The 17,908-nt window shown below is 61.2% G+C and carries 14 protein-coding genes; 2 read left to right on the top strand and 12 right to left on the bottom strand.

Annotation, left to right across the window (positions count from 1 at the left end):
- Positions 1 to 39 precede the first annotated feature (39 nt).
- Complete coding sequence (gene htpG / locus ACMQ11_RS04030; protein WP_418991423.1) at positions 40 to 2,100, bottom strand: molecular chaperone HtpG; 2,061 nt, start codon at positions 2,098 to 2,100, stop codon at positions 40 to 42.
- A 156-nt stretch (positions 2,101 to 2,256) separates the two neighbouring features.
- On the opposite strand from htpG, the gene ACMQ11_RS04025 reads away from it, so the two are divergent.
- Positions 2,257 to 2,775, top strand: a complete 519-nt coding sequence (locus ACMQ11_RS04025; RefSeq protein WP_418991422.1) for a nitroreductase family protein — start codon at positions 2,257 to 2,259, stop codon at positions 2,773 to 2,775.
- A 134-nt stretch (positions 2,776 to 2,909) separates the two neighbouring features.
- Here the strand turns inward: ACMQ11_RS04025 and ACMQ11_RS04020 are convergent, their stop codons facing one another.
- Genes ACMQ11_RS04020 through dnaE form a run of 3 tightly spaced genes read right to left on the bottom strand, consistent with a single transcriptional unit; the run spans position 2,910 to position 7,913 of the window.
- Positions 2,910 to 3,902 (bottom strand): aldose 1-epimerase, encoded by a 993-nt coding sequence (locus ACMQ11_RS04020; RefSeq protein ID WP_418991421.1) that lies wholly within the window; start codon positions 3,900 to 3,902, stop codon positions 2,910 to 2,912.
- Positions 3,903 to 3,905: 3 nt separating this feature from the next.
- Positions 3,906 to 4,220 (bottom strand): thioredoxin, encoded by a 315-nt coding sequence (trxA, locus tag ACMQ11_RS04015; RefSeq protein ID WP_418991420.1) that lies wholly within the window; start codon positions 4,218 to 4,220, stop codon positions 3,906 to 3,908.
- Between the two features lie 36 nt (positions 4,221 to 4,256).
- Positions 4,257 to 7,913, bottom strand: a complete 3,657-nt coding sequence (gene dnaE / locus ACMQ11_RS04010; RefSeq protein WP_418991419.1) for a DNA polymerase III subunit alpha — start codon at positions 7,911 to 7,913, stop codon at positions 4,257 to 4,259.
- A 124-nt stretch (positions 7,914 to 8,037) separates the two neighbouring features.
- On the opposite strand from dnaE, the gene ACMQ11_RS04005 reads away from it, so the two are divergent.
- The gene (locus tag ACMQ11_RS04005; protein WP_418991418.1) at positions 8,038 to 8,247 is read left to right on the top strand and encodes a putative signal transducing protein; all 210 of its coding nucleotides are present in this window, start codon (positions 8,038 to 8,040) and stop codon (positions 8,245 to 8,247) included.
- Between the two features lie 59 nt (positions 8,248 to 8,306).
- On the opposite strand, the gene ACMQ11_RS04000 is transcribed toward ACMQ11_RS04005, so the two are convergent.
- The 8 genes from ACMQ11_RS04000 to rbr all read right to left on the bottom strand — a co-directional run bounded on the left by ACMQ11_RS04000 (position 8,307) and on the right by rbr (position 17,827).
- Positions 8,307 to 9,026 carry a TonB family protein gene (locus ACMQ11_RS04000; RefSeq protein ID WP_418991416.1) on the bottom strand — a complete coding sequence of 240 codons (720 nt, stop codon included), beginning with the start codon at positions 9,024 to 9,026 and terminating at the stop codon, positions 8,307 to 8,309.
- 10 nt (positions 9,027 to 9,036) lie between these two features.
- The gene (locus ACMQ11_RS03995) at positions 9,037 to 9,771 is read right to left on the bottom strand and encodes a shikimate dehydrogenase family protein (RefSeq protein WP_418991415.1); all 735 of its coding nucleotides are present in this window, start codon (positions 9,769 to 9,771) and stop codon (positions 9,037 to 9,039) included.
- 2 nt (positions 9,772 to 9,773) lie between these two features.
- Positions 9,774 to 10,706, bottom strand: coding sequence for a DUF368 domain-containing protein (locus ACMQ11_RS03990; protein ID WP_418991414.1), 933 nt, complete (start codon positions 10,704 to 10,706; stop codon positions 9,774 to 9,776).
- Between the two features lie 404 nt (positions 10,707 to 11,110).
- The gene (locus ACMQ11_RS03985) at positions 11,111 to 11,416 is read right to left on the bottom strand and encodes a DUF3276 family protein (RefSeq protein ID WP_418991413.1); all 306 of its coding nucleotides are present in this window, start codon (positions 11,414 to 11,416) and stop codon (positions 11,111 to 11,113) included.
- A gap of 190 nt (positions 11,417 to 11,606) precedes the next feature.
- The gene (locus tag ACMQ11_RS03980) at positions 11,607 to 13,184 is read right to left on the bottom strand and encodes a S41 family peptidase (RefSeq protein ID WP_418991412.1); all 1,578 of its coding nucleotides are present in this window, start codon (positions 13,182 to 13,184) and stop codon (positions 11,607 to 11,609) included.
- Between the two features lie 186 nt (positions 13,185 to 13,370).
- A complete protein-coding gene (gene hisS / locus ACMQ11_RS03975) occupies positions 13,371 to 14,744 on the bottom strand; it encodes a histidine--tRNA ligase (protein ID WP_418991411.1) in 1,374 nt (457 codons plus the stop codon).
- 129 nt (positions 14,745 to 14,873) lie between these two features.
- Entirely contained in the window at positions 14,874 to 16,550 is a 1,677-nt protein-coding gene (gene ettA, locus ACMQ11_RS03970) for an energy-dependent translational throttle protein EttA (protein ID WP_418991410.1), read from the bottom strand.
- A gap of 698 nt (positions 16,551 to 17,248) precedes the next feature.
- On the bottom strand, positions 17,249 to 17,827 hold the full coding sequence (gene rbr, locus ACMQ11_RS03965; RefSeq protein ID WP_418991409.1) for a rubrerythrin: 579 nt from the start codon (positions 17,825 to 17,827) through the stop codon (positions 17,249 to 17,251).
- Between the last annotated feature and the right edge of the window lie 81 nt (positions 17,828 to 17,908).

The following is a 17,908-nucleotide window of genomic DNA, read 5'->3' as shown; positions in this document are numbered from 1 at the left end:
TTTTTAAACCCGGTCCTTTTTCGGGAAAATGTTCGCAGCCTATTTCTCGATCAGCGAGATCGACCGCTGGATGAAATCCGAAAGGTTCTTGCCCTTGAGCATGCCGTTGGTCAACAGCGCCAGGTCGATGATCTGCTTGACGAGCCGGTTCTCGCCGCCGATGGCACGCAGCCGCTCGTTGCGCTCGTCGCGCAGGGTGACGATCTTCTTCGAGAGCTCCTCGCGCGTGGATTTCTCCTCGGGGGTCATGTCCTCCTCCTTTTTGTCCTTGACCACCTCGTCGAAACGCTTCTCTTCGGCCACGGCGGCGTCGATCTTCTTGGTGATCGACTTGAGCTTGTCGCCGTAGGCTTTCTCGGCGTCGGCCAGAATGTCGGCCACGATGGGGTGGTTGCCGTTCACGGCGATGGTGAAATCGTCGGGCATCTGGCCGTAGAACTGGCTCATGCCCCCGCCGCCCATTCGGGCCATCTCTTTCATGCGGCGCATGAACTCGTTCTGCGTGATGACCACCGGCGCCTCGTCGGGCGACATGGCCTCGAACGAAATGTGGTAGTGAATCTTGTCGTCCTTGGGCATCTGGCTCTCGAAAACGGGGGTCAGAATCTCCTGCTGGGCTTCGGTGAGCGACATTTTCACGTTCTCCTCCTTTTGGATCAGCTTGTCCACCACGTCGCTGTCGACACGCACGAAACGCGTATCCTTGTTCTTCGATTCGTACCAGTTGACGTAGTGGTTGTCCAGCTGCCCGTCCATCACCAGCACGTCGTATCCCTTGCAGTGCGCCGCTTCGAGGAAGCTGTGTTTGGACACCGGATCGTCCACATAGAGGAATACCACGGTCTTGTTCTTGTCGGTCTGGTTCTCCTTGACTTTCCCGGTGTACTCCTTGGGCGTGAAATATTTGCCCTCGGTGTTCTTCCACAGCATGAGGTCCTGGGCCTTTTCGGCGAATTTCTCGTCGGTGAGAATGCCGTACTGGATAAAAATTTTCAGGTCGTCCCACTTGGCCTCGTAGTCGGAGCGCATGGTGTTGAAGAGCTCCTGCAGGCGGTCGGCGACCTTGCGGGTGATGTAGCTCGAAATCTTCTTCACGTTCGCATCGCTCTGGAGGTAGCTGCGCGAGACGTTGAGCGGAATATCGGGCGAGTCGATCACCCCGTGCAGCAGCGTGAGGTACTCCGGAACGATGCCCTCGACCTGATCCGTGACGTAGACCTGGTTGGAGTAGAGCTGGATCTTGTTCTTCTGAATCTCGAAATTGTTGTGAATCTTCGGGAAATAGAGGATTCCCGTGAGGTGGAACGGGTAGTCGATATTCAGATGGATCGAGAACAGCGGCTCGTCGCTCATCGGATAAAGCTCGCGGTAGAACTCCTTGTACTGCTCCTCGGTGATCTCGGCCGGCTTGCGGGTCCACAAGGGATCGGTGTCGTTGACGATGTTATCCTTGTCGGTATCGACGTATTTGCCGTCTTTCCACTCCTTGACCTTGCCGAAAGCGATGGGCACGGGCAGGAAACGGCAGTATTTCTTCAGCAGCCCCTCGACGGTGGATTCCTCGGCGTATTGGGCACTGTCCTCCGAAAGGTGCAGGACGATGGTGGTGCCGCGATCGTGCTCCTCGTCGGTCTCCTCCATCTCGAATTCGGGCGTTCCGGTGCAACTCCAGTGGACGGTCTTCGCCCCCTCCCGGCAGGACTTGGTGAAGATCTCGACCTTGTCCGAAACCATGAATGCGGAGTAGAACCCCAGACCGAAATGGCCGATGATCGCCTGGTCCTTGTATTTGGCCATGAACTCTTCGGCACCCGAGAAAGCGATCTGGTTGATGTAGCGGTCCACCTCGTCGGCGGTCATGCCCACGCCGCGGTCCGTGACGGTGAGCGTGCGGGCTTCCGGGTCCACCGCCACGCGGATCGTCAGGTCGCCCAGTTCGCCTTTCACGTCGCCCATCGACGAGAGGGTCTTCAGCTTCTGGGTCGCATCCACGGCATTGGAAATCAGCTCGCGCAGGAAAATCTCATGGTCCGAATAGAGGAATTTCTTGATGACGGGAAAAATGTTCTCCGTCGTAACTCCGATTTTTCCGTTTTTCATAGTTTTATCGTTGTGTTTTCTTGATTGTCTGCATCCGCTATCATCAAACGGTGTGCCAGCGCCCGATTTCTGCCAATCTGTCAGTCGGGGCTGACAAAGCCGGTTGCCATGACTGAAATTTTGCGTATATTTGGGCATTTAAAACAACAGAACGATATGGATTTTCTCGCATTGGCCAAGAGGCGGTATGCCTGCCGCAAGTACAGGGACACGAAGGTGGAAAAGGAGAAACTGGCGCTGATTCTCGAAGCGGGGCGCGTGGCGCCCACGGGAGCCAACCGGCAGCCCCAGCGGCTCGTGGTGGTCGAATCGCAGGAGGGGATGGAGCGGCTGGCGCGCTGCACGCGCGATTTCGGGGCGCCGCTGGCGATCGTCGTCTGCGCCGATACCTCCGAGGCGTGGACGCGCAAATACGACGGCAAACAGATCGGCGACATCGACGCCACGATCGTCACGGACCACATGATGCTCGCCGCCGCATCGCTCGGGTTGGACACCCTGTGGGTCTGCATGTTCAAGCCCGAAGCCGTCAGGGAGGAGTTCGGACTGCCCGCCCACGTCGAACCGGTCAATATCCTGCTCGTCGGATACGGCGACGGCGAACCCGCTTCGCCCGACCGCCACGACCTGATGCGCAAACCGCTCGCCGAGACCGTTTTCACGGAGCACTTTTAACGGGACGGCGCTTTTCGCAGCGCATGAAAAAGGGAGGTCGACAGCGACCTCCCTTTGCTTATTCGACATAGAGAGTCTGTAAGGCTGGTATGCGGCATGAAAAAAAGAGGTCGAAAGCGACCTCCCTTTTCGGCTTATCTGGCGTAGAGCCGGAATTTCATGCTCCACTTGCCGCCCGGCTCGATGGCTTGGAAGCCGGCGGCCGCGGGGTCGGAGAGGTTGGGGGCGTTGGTCCACCACGATTGCGGTTCGGGACAGCAGTAGGGGGCCTGACCGCCGTTGTTCCAGATCGTCCAGTAGACGGTCTTGTCGTCCGTTTCGTAGAACGTACGCACGCCCGTGCGGAGGTTTTCGACCACGGCGCCCCGGTAGGGCCTGCCGTCCACCTCGATCTCGCGCAGGGTGAAGCCCGCTTCGATGGGCTCGCAGCCCGTCACCCGCAAGCCGCCCTCGCGCAGGCGGGCGAACTGCTCCGTGAGCGGCAGCTTGCGGCCCGTAGGCAGGTTCCGCTCGCTGAGCTCGACCTGTTCCCCGACCGCCACGCGCATCACGTAATCCGCGTCCGATCCGTCGGCGAACGGAATCCGCATCGGGGTGTGGAACCCCACGCCCACGGGCATCGGAGCGTCGCTGCGGTTGAAGAACGCCACCTCCTGCTCCAGCCCCCCGGCCGTGAGCCGGTAGACGACCTTGCACTTGAACTCGTGCGGAAAGTCGCGGAACACGGCGTCGCTCCCGGCATTCGAGTAGTAGCGGCACTCGACGAGCACCTCCTGGTCGGTTTCGCGGGCCTTGGAGACCGCGAACGGCAGCCCCTTGAGAATGCCGTGGTGGTAGTTGTGCTCCTTTTCGATGGTGATGGGGTATCGGTAGGTACGACCGCCGAACGTGTAGCGCCCGTCCTCGATGCGGTTGGGCGGGAAGAGCAGCGGCAGACCGAACACCTGCGGCCGGCTGCGGAAAGTTTCGATCTCGTCGGCCGCAGGGGTCCTGAGAATCTCGACGCCCAGCCGCGTGTTGTCCAGCCGCACCAGGTTGGCACCCACTCCGGGAATCAGGAGCGCCCGGTAGTCGCCTTTCGAAAACTCCACGGCTTCGAGGCCGTTCCACTCCGTGCTGTGCAGCATGGCTTAGAGGTGCTTTTCGATCTTGGCTTTCAGCGCGTCTTTCGAGCAGGCTCCGACCTGCTTGTCAACCTGCTCGCCGCCCTTGAGGAAGATGATGGTGGGGATGTTCCGTACGCCGTATTTCATCGTGATCTCGTCGTTGTCCTCCACGTCGCACTTGCCGATGACGGCCCGGCCCTCGAACTCGGCGGCCAGCTCGTCGACGATGGGCGCCATCATGCGGCACGGTCCGCACCATTCGGCCCAGAAATCCACTACTACCAACTGCCCCGATGCGAGCAGCTCCTCGAAATTGTCCTTGTTAATCGCTAATGCCATAATAGTAAAATTTTTAGAATGTTATGATGTGTTATCTCAAGCTATCGAGTAGCGTATGCTGTTTTCGTCGAGCCACGAGACCAGCGTCTGCGAAAGACTCACCTTGTGGCTTTTCGAGAAGAGCCGGATCGAGACGTTGGCCTGGGGGTCGTAGACGTTGACCCGCAGCAGCGTGTCGCCGCGCGATTCACGGACTTTTTGCGTAAAATCGCGGATCAGCTCTTCGGTCACCTCCCCGACGAGGAGCTGGACGTGCATCTCGCGGATCATCGTGTCGCGCATCTCCTGCAACTGGACCATCGAAATGATCTTGAACTCCAGTTCCCGATCGTTGTAGGGCTTGGGCTGGACCTTGCCGCGGATGAAGAGGAAATAGTCCGCGAAGAGGTATTTGCGGAAATTCTCGTAGTCCTTGCTGAACAGCGCGAACTCGTGCGTGCCGTTGTAGTCCTCCAGGACGAACTTGCCCCAGGGCTTGCCGGTCTTGGTCATCAGGTTCTGCACGCCGGTGACCATGCCCGCCACGGCGATCTCCTGCCCCTTGAGGGCTTCGAGGTTGTCCAGGTCGGAGAGCTGCGTCTTGCACATGTGGTCGATGATGACCTTGTAGTCGTCGAGCGGGTGGGCCGAGAGGTAGAGACCGATCATCTCGCGCTCCTTGGAGAGCGTTTCGAGCTGCGACCAGTCCTTGCAGGCGGGCAGTACGGGACGCTGAATATCGACGTGGCCGTCGCCGCCGAAGAGACTCTGCTGGGCGTTGTCTTTCTCGGCCTGGAACCGCTGTCCGTAGCGCATCAGTTGCTCGATAAAGGTCACGCCGCTGCTGTCGCGGGCGTCGGCGCCGAAGAACTTGCCGCGGTGGAAGCCCGAGATGGAGTCGAAAGCCCCGGCGTAGGCCAGGTTCTCCAGGCATTTGCGGTTGACGGCCGCGAAATTGACGCGCTCCATCAAATCGTACACGTCCTTGAAACGCCCGTTGGCCTTGCGCTCGGCGATGATGCTCTCCACGGCCGCTTCGCCCACGCCCTTGACGGCCGCCATGCCGAAGCGCACGTCGCCCGCGAGGTTGGCCGAAAAGGTGCGCATCGACTCGTTGATGTCGGGTCCCATGACGCGGATGCCCATGCGCTTGCACTCGTTCATGTAGAGCGTCAGCTGCTTGATGTCCGCGAGGTTGCGGCTCAGAAGCGCCGCCATGAACTCCGAGGGGTAGTGCGCCTTGAGGTAACCCGTCTGGTAGGCGACGTAGGCATAGCATGTGGAGTGCGACTTGTTGAAAGCGTACGAAGCGAACGCCTCCCAGTCGCCCCAGATCTTGTCGCAGATCCGTTCGTCGTGCCCGCGCTGCTTGCAGCCCTCGATGAACTTGGGTTTCATCTTGTCCAGCACGTCGCGCTTCTTCTTGCCCATCGCCTTGCGGAGCGTGTCGGCCTCGCCGCCGGTGAATCCGGCGAGCTTCTGCGACAACAGCATGACCTGCTCCTGGTAGACCGTAATGCCGTAGGTGTCGCTCAGGTACTCCTCCATGTCGGCGATCTCGTAGGTCACCGGCTCCTGGCCGTGTTTGCGGGCGATGAAATTGGGGATGTACTCCATCGGGCCGGGGCGGTAGAGGGCATTCATGGCGATCAGGTCCTCGAAGCGGTTGGGACGCAGGTTCTTGAGGTGCTTCTTCATGCCCGGGGACTCGAACTGGAACAGGCCGGTGGTCTCGCCGCGGGCGAAAACCTCGTAGGTCGGGGCGTCGTCGAGCGGAATGTCGTCGATGGCGACCTCCTCGCCGCGTACCGACTTGACGTTCTCCACGGCATCCTTGATGATCGACAGCGTGCGCAGCCCCAGAAAGTCCATCTTGATGAGCCCCACGCTCTCGACCTCCTTGCCCTCGAACTCCACCACGTTCAGATCGGCGTCCTTGGCCGTGGCCATGGGGGCGAAATTTTCGAGGTCGTCCCGGCCGATGATCACGCCGCAGGCGTGCACGCCGGTCTGGCGGATCGAACCCTCGAGCTTCTCGGCGTATTTGAGCGTGTTGCGGATCAGCTGGTTGGGCGATTCGCGCTCGGCGGCCAGCTCGGGCGACTCCTTGTAGACGAAATCGAACGGGGTCTCGCCGTGCTTCTTGTCGGGCGTGACCTTGTCGGGCACCAGCTTCGAGAGGCGGTCGCTCTCCGAGAGGGCCAGCTTCTGCACGCGGGCCACGTCCTTGATGGCCATCTTGGGGGCCATCGTGCCGAACGTGACGATCTGCGCCACGCGCTTCTGACCGTATTTCTGCACGCAGTAGCGCAGCACGTCGGCACGGCCGTCCTCGTCGAAATCCACATCGACATCCGGAAGCGAGATGCGCTCGGGGTTGAGGAAACGCTCGAACAGCAGGTCGTATTTCAGCGGATCGATATTGGTGATCTTCAGGCAGTAGGCCACCACCGAACCGGCCGCCGAACCGCGGCCCGGACCCACCGACACGCCCATTTCGCGGGCGGCGCGGATGTAGTCCCAGACGATGAGGAAATAGCCCGGAAATCCCATCCACTCGATGGTCGAAAGCTCGTATTGAAGCCGCTCCTCCACCTTGGCGTCCAGCACCTCGCCGTAGCGGCGGTGCGCGCCCTTGTAGGTGAGGTCCTTGAGGTAGCAGAACTGCTTGGCCACCATCAGCTTGTCTTCCATCTCCGGGTCGCCCGCCACCAGCGCCTCCAGTTCGGCCACGCTCGTGCAGGCGGACACCCGCGCGACGAGCTCGTCGCCCTCGATCTTCTTGACGAACGACTCGCGCAGCTCGTCCAGCGCGATGGGGAAATCCTCGGGCGGGGGAAAGTTGGGCATCAGCGGGGCGTGCGTGAGTTCGTACTCCTCGCACTTGGCAGCGATTTCGAGCGTCGTTTCGAGCGCTTCGGGGTGGTCGGGGAAGAGGGCGGCCATCTCCTCGGGCGACTTGAGGTACTCCTGGAACGTGTAGCGCATCCGGTTGGGGTCGTCCAGATCGCGGCCCGTATTGAGGCAGATCAGGTGGTCGTGCGCCGGAGCGTCCTCGGCCAGGATGAAATGCACGTCGTTCGAACAGATATACTTGACGCCGTGCCGGGCGGCCAGCTCCAGAATGGCCTTGTTCACGCGCAGCTGGTTCTCGTAGACATCTGCGTCTTTCTGCGGATCGCCCGAGGGGTGGAGCTGCATTTCGAGGTAGTAGTCCTCGCCGAAGACGTTTTTGAACCACTGCACCACCCGATCTGCCTCCTCCCGATCGTTGTGCATGATCGCCTGCGGCAGCTCGCCGCCCAGGCAGGCCGAGCAGCAGATCAGCCCCTCGTGGTACTGTTCCAGCAGCTGCTTGTCCACGCGGGGCTTGTAGTAGAAGCCCTCGGTGAACGAGTAGGAGACCATCTTGCAGAGGTTGTGGTAGCCCTCCAGGTTCTTGGCCAGCAGGATCAGGTGGTCGCCGGCCTTTTCGTCCTTGTCCTTTTCGAAGCGGTTTTTCACCACATAGACCTCGCACCCGAGGATCGGCTTCAGACCGGCCTCGGTGGCCGTGTCGTGGAAATTCTTGACGCCGTACATGTTGCCGTGGTCGGTGATCGCCAGAGCGTTCATCCCCAGGGCTTTGACCCGCTTGACGAGGGGCTTGACGGCGGCGGCGCCGTCGAGGATCGAGTATTGCGTATGGACGTGCAGGTGGACGAATTCGGGCATGGTCGGACTCCTAAGTGTATTGAGTGAACAAATATAGTGCATTTTTCGGAAAATTCCCGGCGTGACTATTGCAATTTATCAACAAAATGCGTAACTTTAAATATCGAACCAAAACCCGGGAATCATGCAAGACGAAACTATGGTTGTATTGGCGGAGTACAACACCATCACCGAGGCCGAGATCAGTAAATCGATGCTCGACAGCGCCGGTATCTGGTCGACGATCCGCAACGAATACATGTCGGCCATCTATCCCATCGGCACCATGCCGGCCCAGGTCGTCGTCCGCGAGGAGGACCTCGAAAAGGCCCGCGCCATGCTCCACATCCGGTAACGAAAAAAGGAACTCCTCGTGGCAGGGGTTCCTTGCTCGTTGCGTAGCCGGCACAGGGTTCAGGTGAAATTGATCCGCAGCACGTAGGCCGTGCGCTGCGCCACGCCGCGGACCTTGCGGGGCGTCCACTTGCCCCGGCTGTTGCGGATGACGCGCACCACCTCGCGGGCGAGTTTCTCGTCGGGCGTGCGGAGCACCCGGTCGATGGTGATCCTGCCGTCCGGTTCGACCCAGAAGCGCACATGCACCACGCCCTCGCCCCGTCCCTCGTAGCGCTGGTCGTAGCGGATGCGGATGCGCGCCCACTCGAAGAACGACTTGTCGGGGTCCTGGCCCTCGAAGAGCAGCGGGTCGGGGTCCTGCGCGGCGGCGATCTTCTCGACGGGCAGCCGCATGGTGAGCCGCCACGTGTAGGGCACGGGACGGCCCGCCTCGGTGGCGGGGGTCCACGGTTCGAGCCGCGAGAGGGCCTCGGTCAGCAGGCTGCGCGTCGCTTCGCTGGCAGGCTCCACCTCGCGGCGATCCGCTCCCTCGCACGTGTTGTCCAGAAAACGCCAGTCGGTGACCGTTCCCGCGGTGTCGACTCGAAAACGGACGGCCACGCGGGGCGAAAGGTCTTCGGCAGGCACCTCTTTCTCGATGACGATCTTCTCCGCTTCGCCCAGCAGCCGGGCCATGAAGCGCTGGGCGTCGGAGCCCTGGAAACGGGGCGGAACGAGCTGCTGCGCCGCAAGCGGGCCGGCCAGGAAGAGCAGTAGGAGAGCGAGCTGTTTTTTCATAATTCGTAAGTTATTCGTTCCAAATGCGCCACGAGGCTTCGGCCTGGGCGGAGAACATGCGTTCGCCATTCAAAATCCGGGCCCCGCGCTGGCGGCCGTAGTCGAGAAACTGCGTGAGCGGCGGATTGTAGACCAGATCGAACAGGAAATGCGCGGGGGTCACGTACGCATAGGGGATGCGGGGCGCCTCGTCGGCAGCGGGGTAGGTTCCGACGGGCGACGCATTGATTATCAAGTGACTATCGGCCACCACCTCACACGGAAGATTATCATAAGTATAGTTGCCCCGGGCCGGGTCGCGCGAGACCAGCTCGTAGGCGATCCCCCGCTCGGCAAGAGCATACTGCACGGCCTGCGAAGCGCCGCCGGTGCCCAGCACGAGGGCGCGTTGGGGCAGGGCGTCGCCCAGCAGTTCGTCGAGCGAGAGGCGCAGCCCTGCGATGTCGGTGTTGTGTCCTGTCAGACCGTCTGCCGTGCGGCGGACGCAGTTGACAGCGCCGATCATCCGGGCGTCGAACGAGAGGGAGTCCACATACTCCATCACGGCACGCTTGTAGGGGATCGTGACGTTGAACCCCTCCAGCTCGGGGGCTTCGGCCAGCAGTCCGGGCAGGGCGTCGATCGCGGGCAGTTCGTAGAGGGCATAGGCGCAGTCGGTCAGCCCCTCGCGCTCGAATTTGGCGGTAAACCAGGCCGCCGAGGCGGAGTGGCCCAGCGGGCGTCCGATCAGTCCGAAGCGTCGCATGGCTACTCCCCGCGTTTGCGGACGATGAAGCGGGCCGCGCGCTCGATGCCGTAGATCGCCAGAAAACCCGCCGCACAGAGCAGCACCGCCTCCAGAAGCTGCGCATCGTACCCCGTGAGCGCTTCGAAGCGAGCGGGCGAGACGTTGGCTTCGACAAGGGGCTGGAGTTCGCCGTGGCTGTCGGTGTAGGTTTGCAGCACCTCTTTCCAGGGCCACACCTTGTTCAGCGAGCCGAGCATGAAGCCCATCAGCACGGCCACCGTGGCGTCGTGCCAGTGGCGCAGCAGCCACGAGAGCAGGTGCGAGAACGAGACGATCCCCACGACGGCGCCCGCCACGAAGATCAGGATGACCGGGAGGTCGAGGTTGCCGACGGCCTGCATGATGTACTGGTACTTGCCCAGCAGCAGCAGGATAAAGGCCCCCGAGATGCCCGGGAGGATCATGGCGCAGATGGCGATGGCGCCCGCGAGCATCACGAACCACCAGGTGTTCGGCGTCTCGGCGGGGGTGGCGACGGTGATCCACCACGCGACGGCCGCACCGATCGCCAGCGCCGCAACGGTGCGCACGTTCCACCGTCCGACCTGCTTCGACACCAGGATGGCCGAAGCGACGATCAGCCCGAAGAAAAACGACCAGATGGCGATGGGGTGGTGGGTCAACAGGTAGGTCATCAGCCGCGCCAGCGAGAAGATCGCCACGCCGATGCCCAGCAGGACGGGCAGCAGGAAACGCCCGTTGATGTGGCGCCAGAAATCCGCCGGGCGGAACCGCACGAGGAGCTTCAAAGCCGTCGGATCGACCCGCCGGATCGATTCGATCAACTCCTCGTAGATGCCCGAAATAAAGGCGATCGTGCCGCCCGAAACCCCCGGAACGACGTCGGCCATACCCATGGCGCAGCCCTTGAGGGCCAGAATCAGAAATCTCATAGTTCACAGTTTTCTTTACCGCACCGGATCGCTCCGGCTACACGCTGCCCTGCGACACATCGGCCGGCCGGCTAACGGGCCCGACCAGCCCTGCCGCAGGCCACATCGCAAGCGAACCGGCCCAATCGCCGCGCAGAACCTCCCCGCGGATTGTAGTCGTCGACCGGCCACCCGCAGACCGCTCTGCGGACCGTCGTGTCGGCAAACCGCCCAGCCCAACTCCCCGCAGGCAAACCGAGCCCCCGGCCGCAGCGAAACTTTCCGCACAACGGCCCGGCCCGGGGTGCAGGCGGCGCACCCGAAAGCGCGCAATGCCACTCATGCCCGCGGCAGCGGTCCGGGCAATTTGCTTCGGGCAAAGATAACCGTTTTGCCGGAAAGTCGGGTTACGGAACCGTGAATTTTTACTCGGCGGGGACCTCTGCGGCGAAAAATTCGGGTTTGGCCTGCCGGATGAACTCCACGACCTCGTGAAGCCCCTGGGTGAACTTTTCGAAATCCTCCTTGTAGAGAAAAATCTTGTGCCGGTCGTAAGTGACGTTGCCGTCGCGGTCGGTGATCTTCCGGCTCTCGGTGACGGTCAGAAAGTAGTCTCCGCCGCGCGTCGACCTTACGTCGAGAAAGTAGGTCCGGCGACCGGCCTTGACGACTTTCGAGAGGACGACCTCGCCGTATTCCTCCGCTTCGCGGATAGCAGATGATGGTGCCATAGGTTCGGGTTTTAAGGGTCATTTAGGTATATACGAATATACACTATTTTCCCTGAAACGCCAAACATTTCGTGCAAAATTCACAATCCGGAATCGGGCTCGTGTCTGCTCGTACAACTACCGTTACGCCATTACACCGTTACAGGGGGTGTAACGGTGTAATGCGTGTAACCAAAACGAATGACCGGAATCAGGAATCCAGGAGCGGCTGCCCCAGGGTCTCCCACTGCATGAGAATCTCCACCGCCCGGGCGTAGGCGTCGCCACGGGCGCCGTTCATGATGCGGTAGAACGCCCCCGTATCGAAGAGGCGCTGCGCCGTAAGGGCTTTGAGCTGGATGCGCATGAGCGGAGCCGACTCCTCGAACCCCTTTTCATCGAACGCGACGCCCTGTTTTTCGCCCAGCGCCGTGAGCTCTTGCAGCAGCGAATCGGGCACCGTGTAGTTCGCTTCGAACGTTTCGAAATCGGGGCAGGCACGGTCGAGGGCCTCGCGGTTGCGGTCGAGGTAGCTCATCACCAGTTCGTTGACCACACCCCGGCGGATCAGGTCGGCATAGTAGTGCGAGAAGCCCGTCGTGTCCTGCTCCACCACCACATCGGGCCGGATTCCGCCGCCCCCGTAGACCGTGCGGCCCGTACGGAGCGTGCGGTAGGCGGGGGCCGAAGCGTCGAGCGAATCGCGCACCGCATCGTCGTAGCGGCGCAGGTGGTCGAGGTAGTACTCCTTGCGTTTGCCCTGCCGGTAGGGACGCTGGATCACGCGGCCCGAGGGCGTATGGTAGCGGGCCACGGTGATGCGCACGGCGGAGCCGTCGCCCAACGGTATCTGGCGCTGCACCAGCCCCTTGCCGAAGCTCGGGCGTCCCACGACCACACCCCGGTCCCAGTCCTGCACGGCCCCGGCGACGATCTCCGACGCCGAAGCCGACTGTTCGTCGATCAGCACCACCAGCCGCCCGTCGAGGTCCTCGCCGTCGCGCTGCGCCCGGAACGACATGGCCGGCACCGAGCGCCCCTCGGTCGAGACGATCGCCGCACCGCGGGGGAGGAAGAAACCGGCCATCTCGACGGCCTGCTCCAGCAGTCCACCGCCGTTGCCCCGCAGATCGAGCACCAGTCGGGCCGGGCGTCCCAGCTGCTCCCAGGCCCGGCGGAACTCGGTCATGGTGGTCCGGCCGAAGCGGTTGACCTTGATGTAGCCCGCGTCGTCCGCGATCAGGTAAGCCGCATCGACCGTATTGAGGGGTATCTTGTCGCGCACGATGACAAAGTGCAGCCGCTCGGGCTCCCCGTGGCGTACGACATCGATCTCGACCCGCGTGCCGGTCTTGCCTCTGAGGTAGCGGGGCACGTCCGTCTGGCGGAATCCCACCGCATCGAGGGTGTCGATCCGCACGATCCGGTCGTTGGGCAGCACGCCGACGCGCTCGGCAGGGCCTCCGGCGATGGTATTCACGACCACCACCGTGTCGCGCATGATGGCGAACTCGACGCCGATGCCGCTGAACTCCCCGTCGAAACTTGCCTCGACGCCTTTCATCTCCTCGGCCCCGATGTAGGCCGAGTGGGGGTCCAACTCTTCGAGCATCCCCTCGATGGCGCCCTCGACCACGGGTCCCATCTCCACCTCGTCGACATAGAGGCTGCTCAGGTAGCGGTAGGCCTGCACGAATTTCTGCAACTGCTCCACGGCGTCGCGCTCCTGCGCCGCGAGGGGCAGGACGATAAGGGCCAGGAGGGCCGCAAGGAGGGGCTTATAATTCATAATTCACAATTCAAAATTCATAATTACGCGGGACGGGGCGGTGTCTTATCACTTGCGAGCTCCCGAATACGAGCGTGTTGCAGAAAACATTTTCGATCCCCGAGCAGCGTCGAGGGGTCGCAAGCCAAAAACACCCAGCGGAAGATTCCTCGCATCCGCTCGGAATGACCTTTCACCTTTCACTTTTCACCTTTCGACGGGTACCTCCGCACAGAACGCCAGCGCCGGTTTCTCCAGCAGCTCGTCGTACCGCACCTGCCGCTGTTCGCCGGTGCACATGTCCTTGATATTGACCGTGCCCTCGGCCAGCTCGCGCGAACCGATGATGGCCACGCGGGGGATCGAACGGCGGTTGGCATAGTCCAGCTGCTTCTTCATCTTGGCGCTCTCGGGGTAGATTTCGGCCGCGATGCCGGCCCGGCGCATGCTTCGCAGCAGCCGCAGCGACGCCAGTTCCTCGTCCGGCCCAAGGTTGACCAGCAGCAGCTGCGTCGAGGAGGCGACCTCCTCGGGAAAGAGCCCCAGCGCGGACATGACGTCGTAGATGCGGTCGGCGCCGAACGAGATGCCCACGCCCGACATGCCGGCCATGCCGAAGATGCCCGTCAGGTCGTCGTAGCGGCCGCCGCCGGAGATCGAGCCGATGGCGTGGTCGAGGGCCTTGACCTCGAAGATCGCGCCCGTATAGTAGTTCAAACCGCGTGCCAGCGAGAGGTCCAGTTCGACGGGCAGCTCCACGCCCAGCCGCGCGACATAACCCAGCACGGTCTCCATCTCCGAGATGCCCGCCAAGCCCGTTTCGGAAGCCGAAAGAACGGTTCGCAACCGCTTGAGTTTTTCGTCGTTGGTGCCGCTCAGTTCGAGTATCGGTTGCAGCCGCTCGACAGCCTCCGGCGTCAGTCCGCGCTCCAGCAGTTCGGCCCGCACGTTGTCCAGCCCGATCTTGTCCAGCTTGTCGATGGCCACCGTGATCTCCATCATCTTGTCGGCGTGGCCGATGGCCTCGGCGATGCCGTAGAGAATCTTGCGGTTGTTCATCTTCAGCACCACGCGGATGCCCAGTGCCCGGAACACCTCGGCGACGATCTCCACCAGCTCGACCTCGCACAGCAGCGAGCGCGTGCCGATCACGTCGACGTCGCACTGGTAGAACTCGCGGTAGCGCCCTTTCTGCGGCCGGTCGGCGCGCCATACGGGCTGTATCTGGTAGCGTTTGAACGGGAACGTCAGCTCGCTCTGGTGCTGCACGACGTAGCGCGCAAAGGGCACCGTCAGATCGTAGCGCAGCCCCTTTTCCGAAATGCGCGAAGCCTGGCGCACCTCCTCGTCCGAGAGCCCGGCGGCGTAGTCGCCCGAGTTGAGGACCTTGAACAAGAGTTTGTCGCCCTCGTCGCCGTACTTGCCCAAGAGGGTGGAGAGCAGCTCCATCGAGGGGGTTTCGAGCGGGGCATAGCCGTAGAGGCGGAACACGCGGCGGATGGTATCGAAAATATAGTGGCGGCGCATCATCTCGGCCGGAGAGAAATCGCGCGTGCCCTTGGGGATGGATGGTTTTTGCATGGCAAAAAAAAGAATTAAAAATGAAAAATTAAGAATTAAAAATTGAGAGTGAAACCGGAGTTTGTAAATGAGCTGATGATATATCTGCCTGAACTTTTCATTTTTAATTCTTAATTCTTAATTAGGAAACTAATTTTCGATTAGTTTCCTGTATTTCACCCGGTGGGGCGCGGTGTCCTCGCCCTGGGCCTTTTTCCAGGCTTCGTACTCGGAGTAGGAGCCCTCGTAGAAGACCACCCGCGAATCGCCCTCGAACGAGAGGATGTGCGTGGCGATGCGGTCGAGGAACCAGCGGTCGTGGGAGATGACGACGGCGCAGCCCGCAAAGTTTTCGAGGCCCTCCTCCAGCGCCCGCAGCGTGTTGACATCGATGTCGTTGGTCGGCTCGTCGAGCAGCAGTACGTTCCCCTCCTCCTTGAGCGCCAGGGCCAGGTGGAGGCGGTTGCGCTCGCCGCCCGAGAGCATGCCGCATTTCTTCTCCTGGTCGGCGCCCGAGAAATTGAAGCGCGCCACGTAGGCTCGGGCGTTGACCTGGCGGTTGCCCAGCAGGATGAGGTCCGAGCCGCCCGAGATCACCTCGTAGACCGTCTTTTCGGGATCGATGGACTTGTGCTGCTGGTCGACGTAGGCCAGTTTCACGGTCGGACCCACGCGGAACGACCCCTCGGTCGGACTCTCCAGCCCCATGATCATGCGGAAGAGGGTGGTCTTGCCCGTGCCGTTGGGGCCGATCACGCCCACGATGCCCGCGGGCGGCAGCGAGAACTCGAGCCCCTCGTAGAGCACGCGGTCGCCGAACGCCTTTTTGACCCCCTGGGCTTCGATCACCACGTCGCCCAGACGCGGACCGTTGGGGATGAATATTTCGAGCTTCTCCTCCTTTTGTTTGGCGTCCTCCGACATCATTTTGTCGTAGGCCGTCAGACGCGCCTTGGACTTGGCATGACGGCCCGAGGGCGACATGCGCACCCACTCCAGCTCGCGTTCGAGCGTCTTGCGGCGCTTGGACTCCTGCTTCTCCTCCTGCGCCATGCGCGTGGTCTTCTGCTCGAGCCAGCCCGAGTAGTTGCCTTTCCACGGAATGCCCTCGCCGCGGTCCAGTTCGAGAATCCACCCGGCCACGTTGTCCAGAAAGTAGCGGTCGTGCGTGACGGCGATCACCGTGCCCTTGTACTGCTGGAGGTGCTGTTCGAGCCAGTCGATCGACTCGGCGTCGAGGTGGTTCGTCGGCTCGTCCAGCAGCAGCACGTCGGGCTGTTGCAGCAACAGGCGGCAGAGGGCCACCCGGCGGCGCTCACCGCCCGAGAGATGGCGGACCGATTCATCGGGATCGGGACACCTCAGGGCATCCATCGCCCGTTCGAGCACGCTGTCCAGCTCCCAGCCGTTCACGTGGTCGATCTGCTCGTACAACTCGCCCTGCCGTTCGATCAGGCGGGCCATCTCGTCGTCGTCCATCGGCTCGCACAGTTTCTGGTTGATCTCTTCGTACTCCTTGAGCAGCGCCACCGTCGAGGCGCAACCCTCCTCGACCACCTGGCGGACGGTTTTCGTGTCGTCCAGCTGCGGCTCCTGTTCGAGATAGCCCACCGAGTAGCCGGGCGAGAAGACCACCTCGCCCTGGAAATTCTTATCCAGTCCGGCGATGATCTTCATCAGGGTCGACTTACCCGAGCCGTTCAGACCGATGATGCCGATTTTGGCGCCGTAGAAGAACGAGAGGTAGATGTTGTTGAGGACTTTTTTCTGGTTGGTGAACGTCTTGCTCACGCCCACCATCGAGAAGATGATTTTTTCGTCTGCCATATTTTTGTGCTGTTTGTTTCGTATTCGTGCAAAGATACAACGCAATAACGGATTTCGGAAACAATCGGTCGGGAAAGTTGAAACGATCCGTTACAGCCATTACATCCGTTACACCCCTGTAACGGTGTAATGGGTAATGCCTCCATCCGTTCCTGTCCGTTACACGCGTTACATCCGTTACACCCCTGTAACGGTGTAATGGGTAATGCCTCCATCCATTCACGTCCGTTACACCCGTTACAGCCGTTACACCCCTGTAACGGTGTAATGGGTAACGGGGCGTTCCTTGAGCCTAAGGAGGGACGGCGTTCGATTCCTGTCATTCCGAGCGGATGCGAGGAATCTGCCGCTCACTGTTTTGCCTTGCGACCCCTCGACTAAGCTCTGTGATCGTATATACATATAAATCAATTAATTATATAATATATATATTTATATATATTCCGTTACACCATTACACCGTTACAGGGGTGTAACGGATGTAATGGCTGTAACGGTACTTATCAACCCTCGCTCCCGTTACACATTACACCGTTACAGGGGTGTAATGGCTGTAACGGATGTAACGGTACCTACCATCCCTCGCGCCCGTTACACATTACACCGTTACAGGGGCGTAATGGCTGTAATGGCTGTAATGGCTGTAACGAAAAACCCCGGCCGTGGGGCCGGGGCTGGTGCCGAAGCGGCAAGGACCGCTAATAGTTCTCTTTCTTGGGCTCGAAATAGGCCTGGGGGTGCTTGCAGGCGGGGCAGATCTTCGGAGCCTCGGAAGCCTCGCAGACATAGCCGCAGTTGCGGCACTGCCACCAGATTTTGCCGTCGCGCTTGAAGAAATTGCCGTCCGTGAGGCGGCTCATCAGCTTCAGGTAGCGGCTTTCGTGCTCGGCCTCGACCGTCGAGATCATCTTGAATGCCGTGGCGATCTCGGGGAAACCCTCCTCCTCGGCCACCCGGCCGAAATCGCGGTAGAGGACATCCCACTCCTCGCGCTCGCCCTGGGCCGCTGCCAGCAGGTTCTCCTGCGTGGTGCCGATGGGGCCGGTGGGGTAGCTGGCCGTGATCGTGACGTCGCCGCCCTCGAGGAACTTGAAGAAGCGCTCGGCGTGCTCCTTTTCCTGCTCGGCGGTCTCGAGAAAGACGCCCGCGATCTGCTCGTAACCCTCTTTTTTGGCCTTGCTGGCGAAGAATACATAGCGGCTGCGGGCCTGGCTCTCGCCTGCGAACGCCTTGAGCAGGTTCTGCTCGGTACGGGTACCTTTGATGCTCTTTTCCATAGTGTCGAAATGTTTTGGTGTATCGTTTATTTTCCGACGACAAAGATAGCGATTTCTCGGGCAAAGCGTCAAGAAATCGCT

This window comes from Alistipes sp. (assembly GCF_048465575.1).
Taxonomy (GTDB): domain Bacteria; phylum Bacteroidota; class Bacteroidia; order Bacteroidales; family Rikenellaceae; genus Alistipes.
The sequence above is the reverse complement of the archived record's forward strand: the minus strand, read 5'-3'. Positions and strand labels throughout refer to the sequence as shown.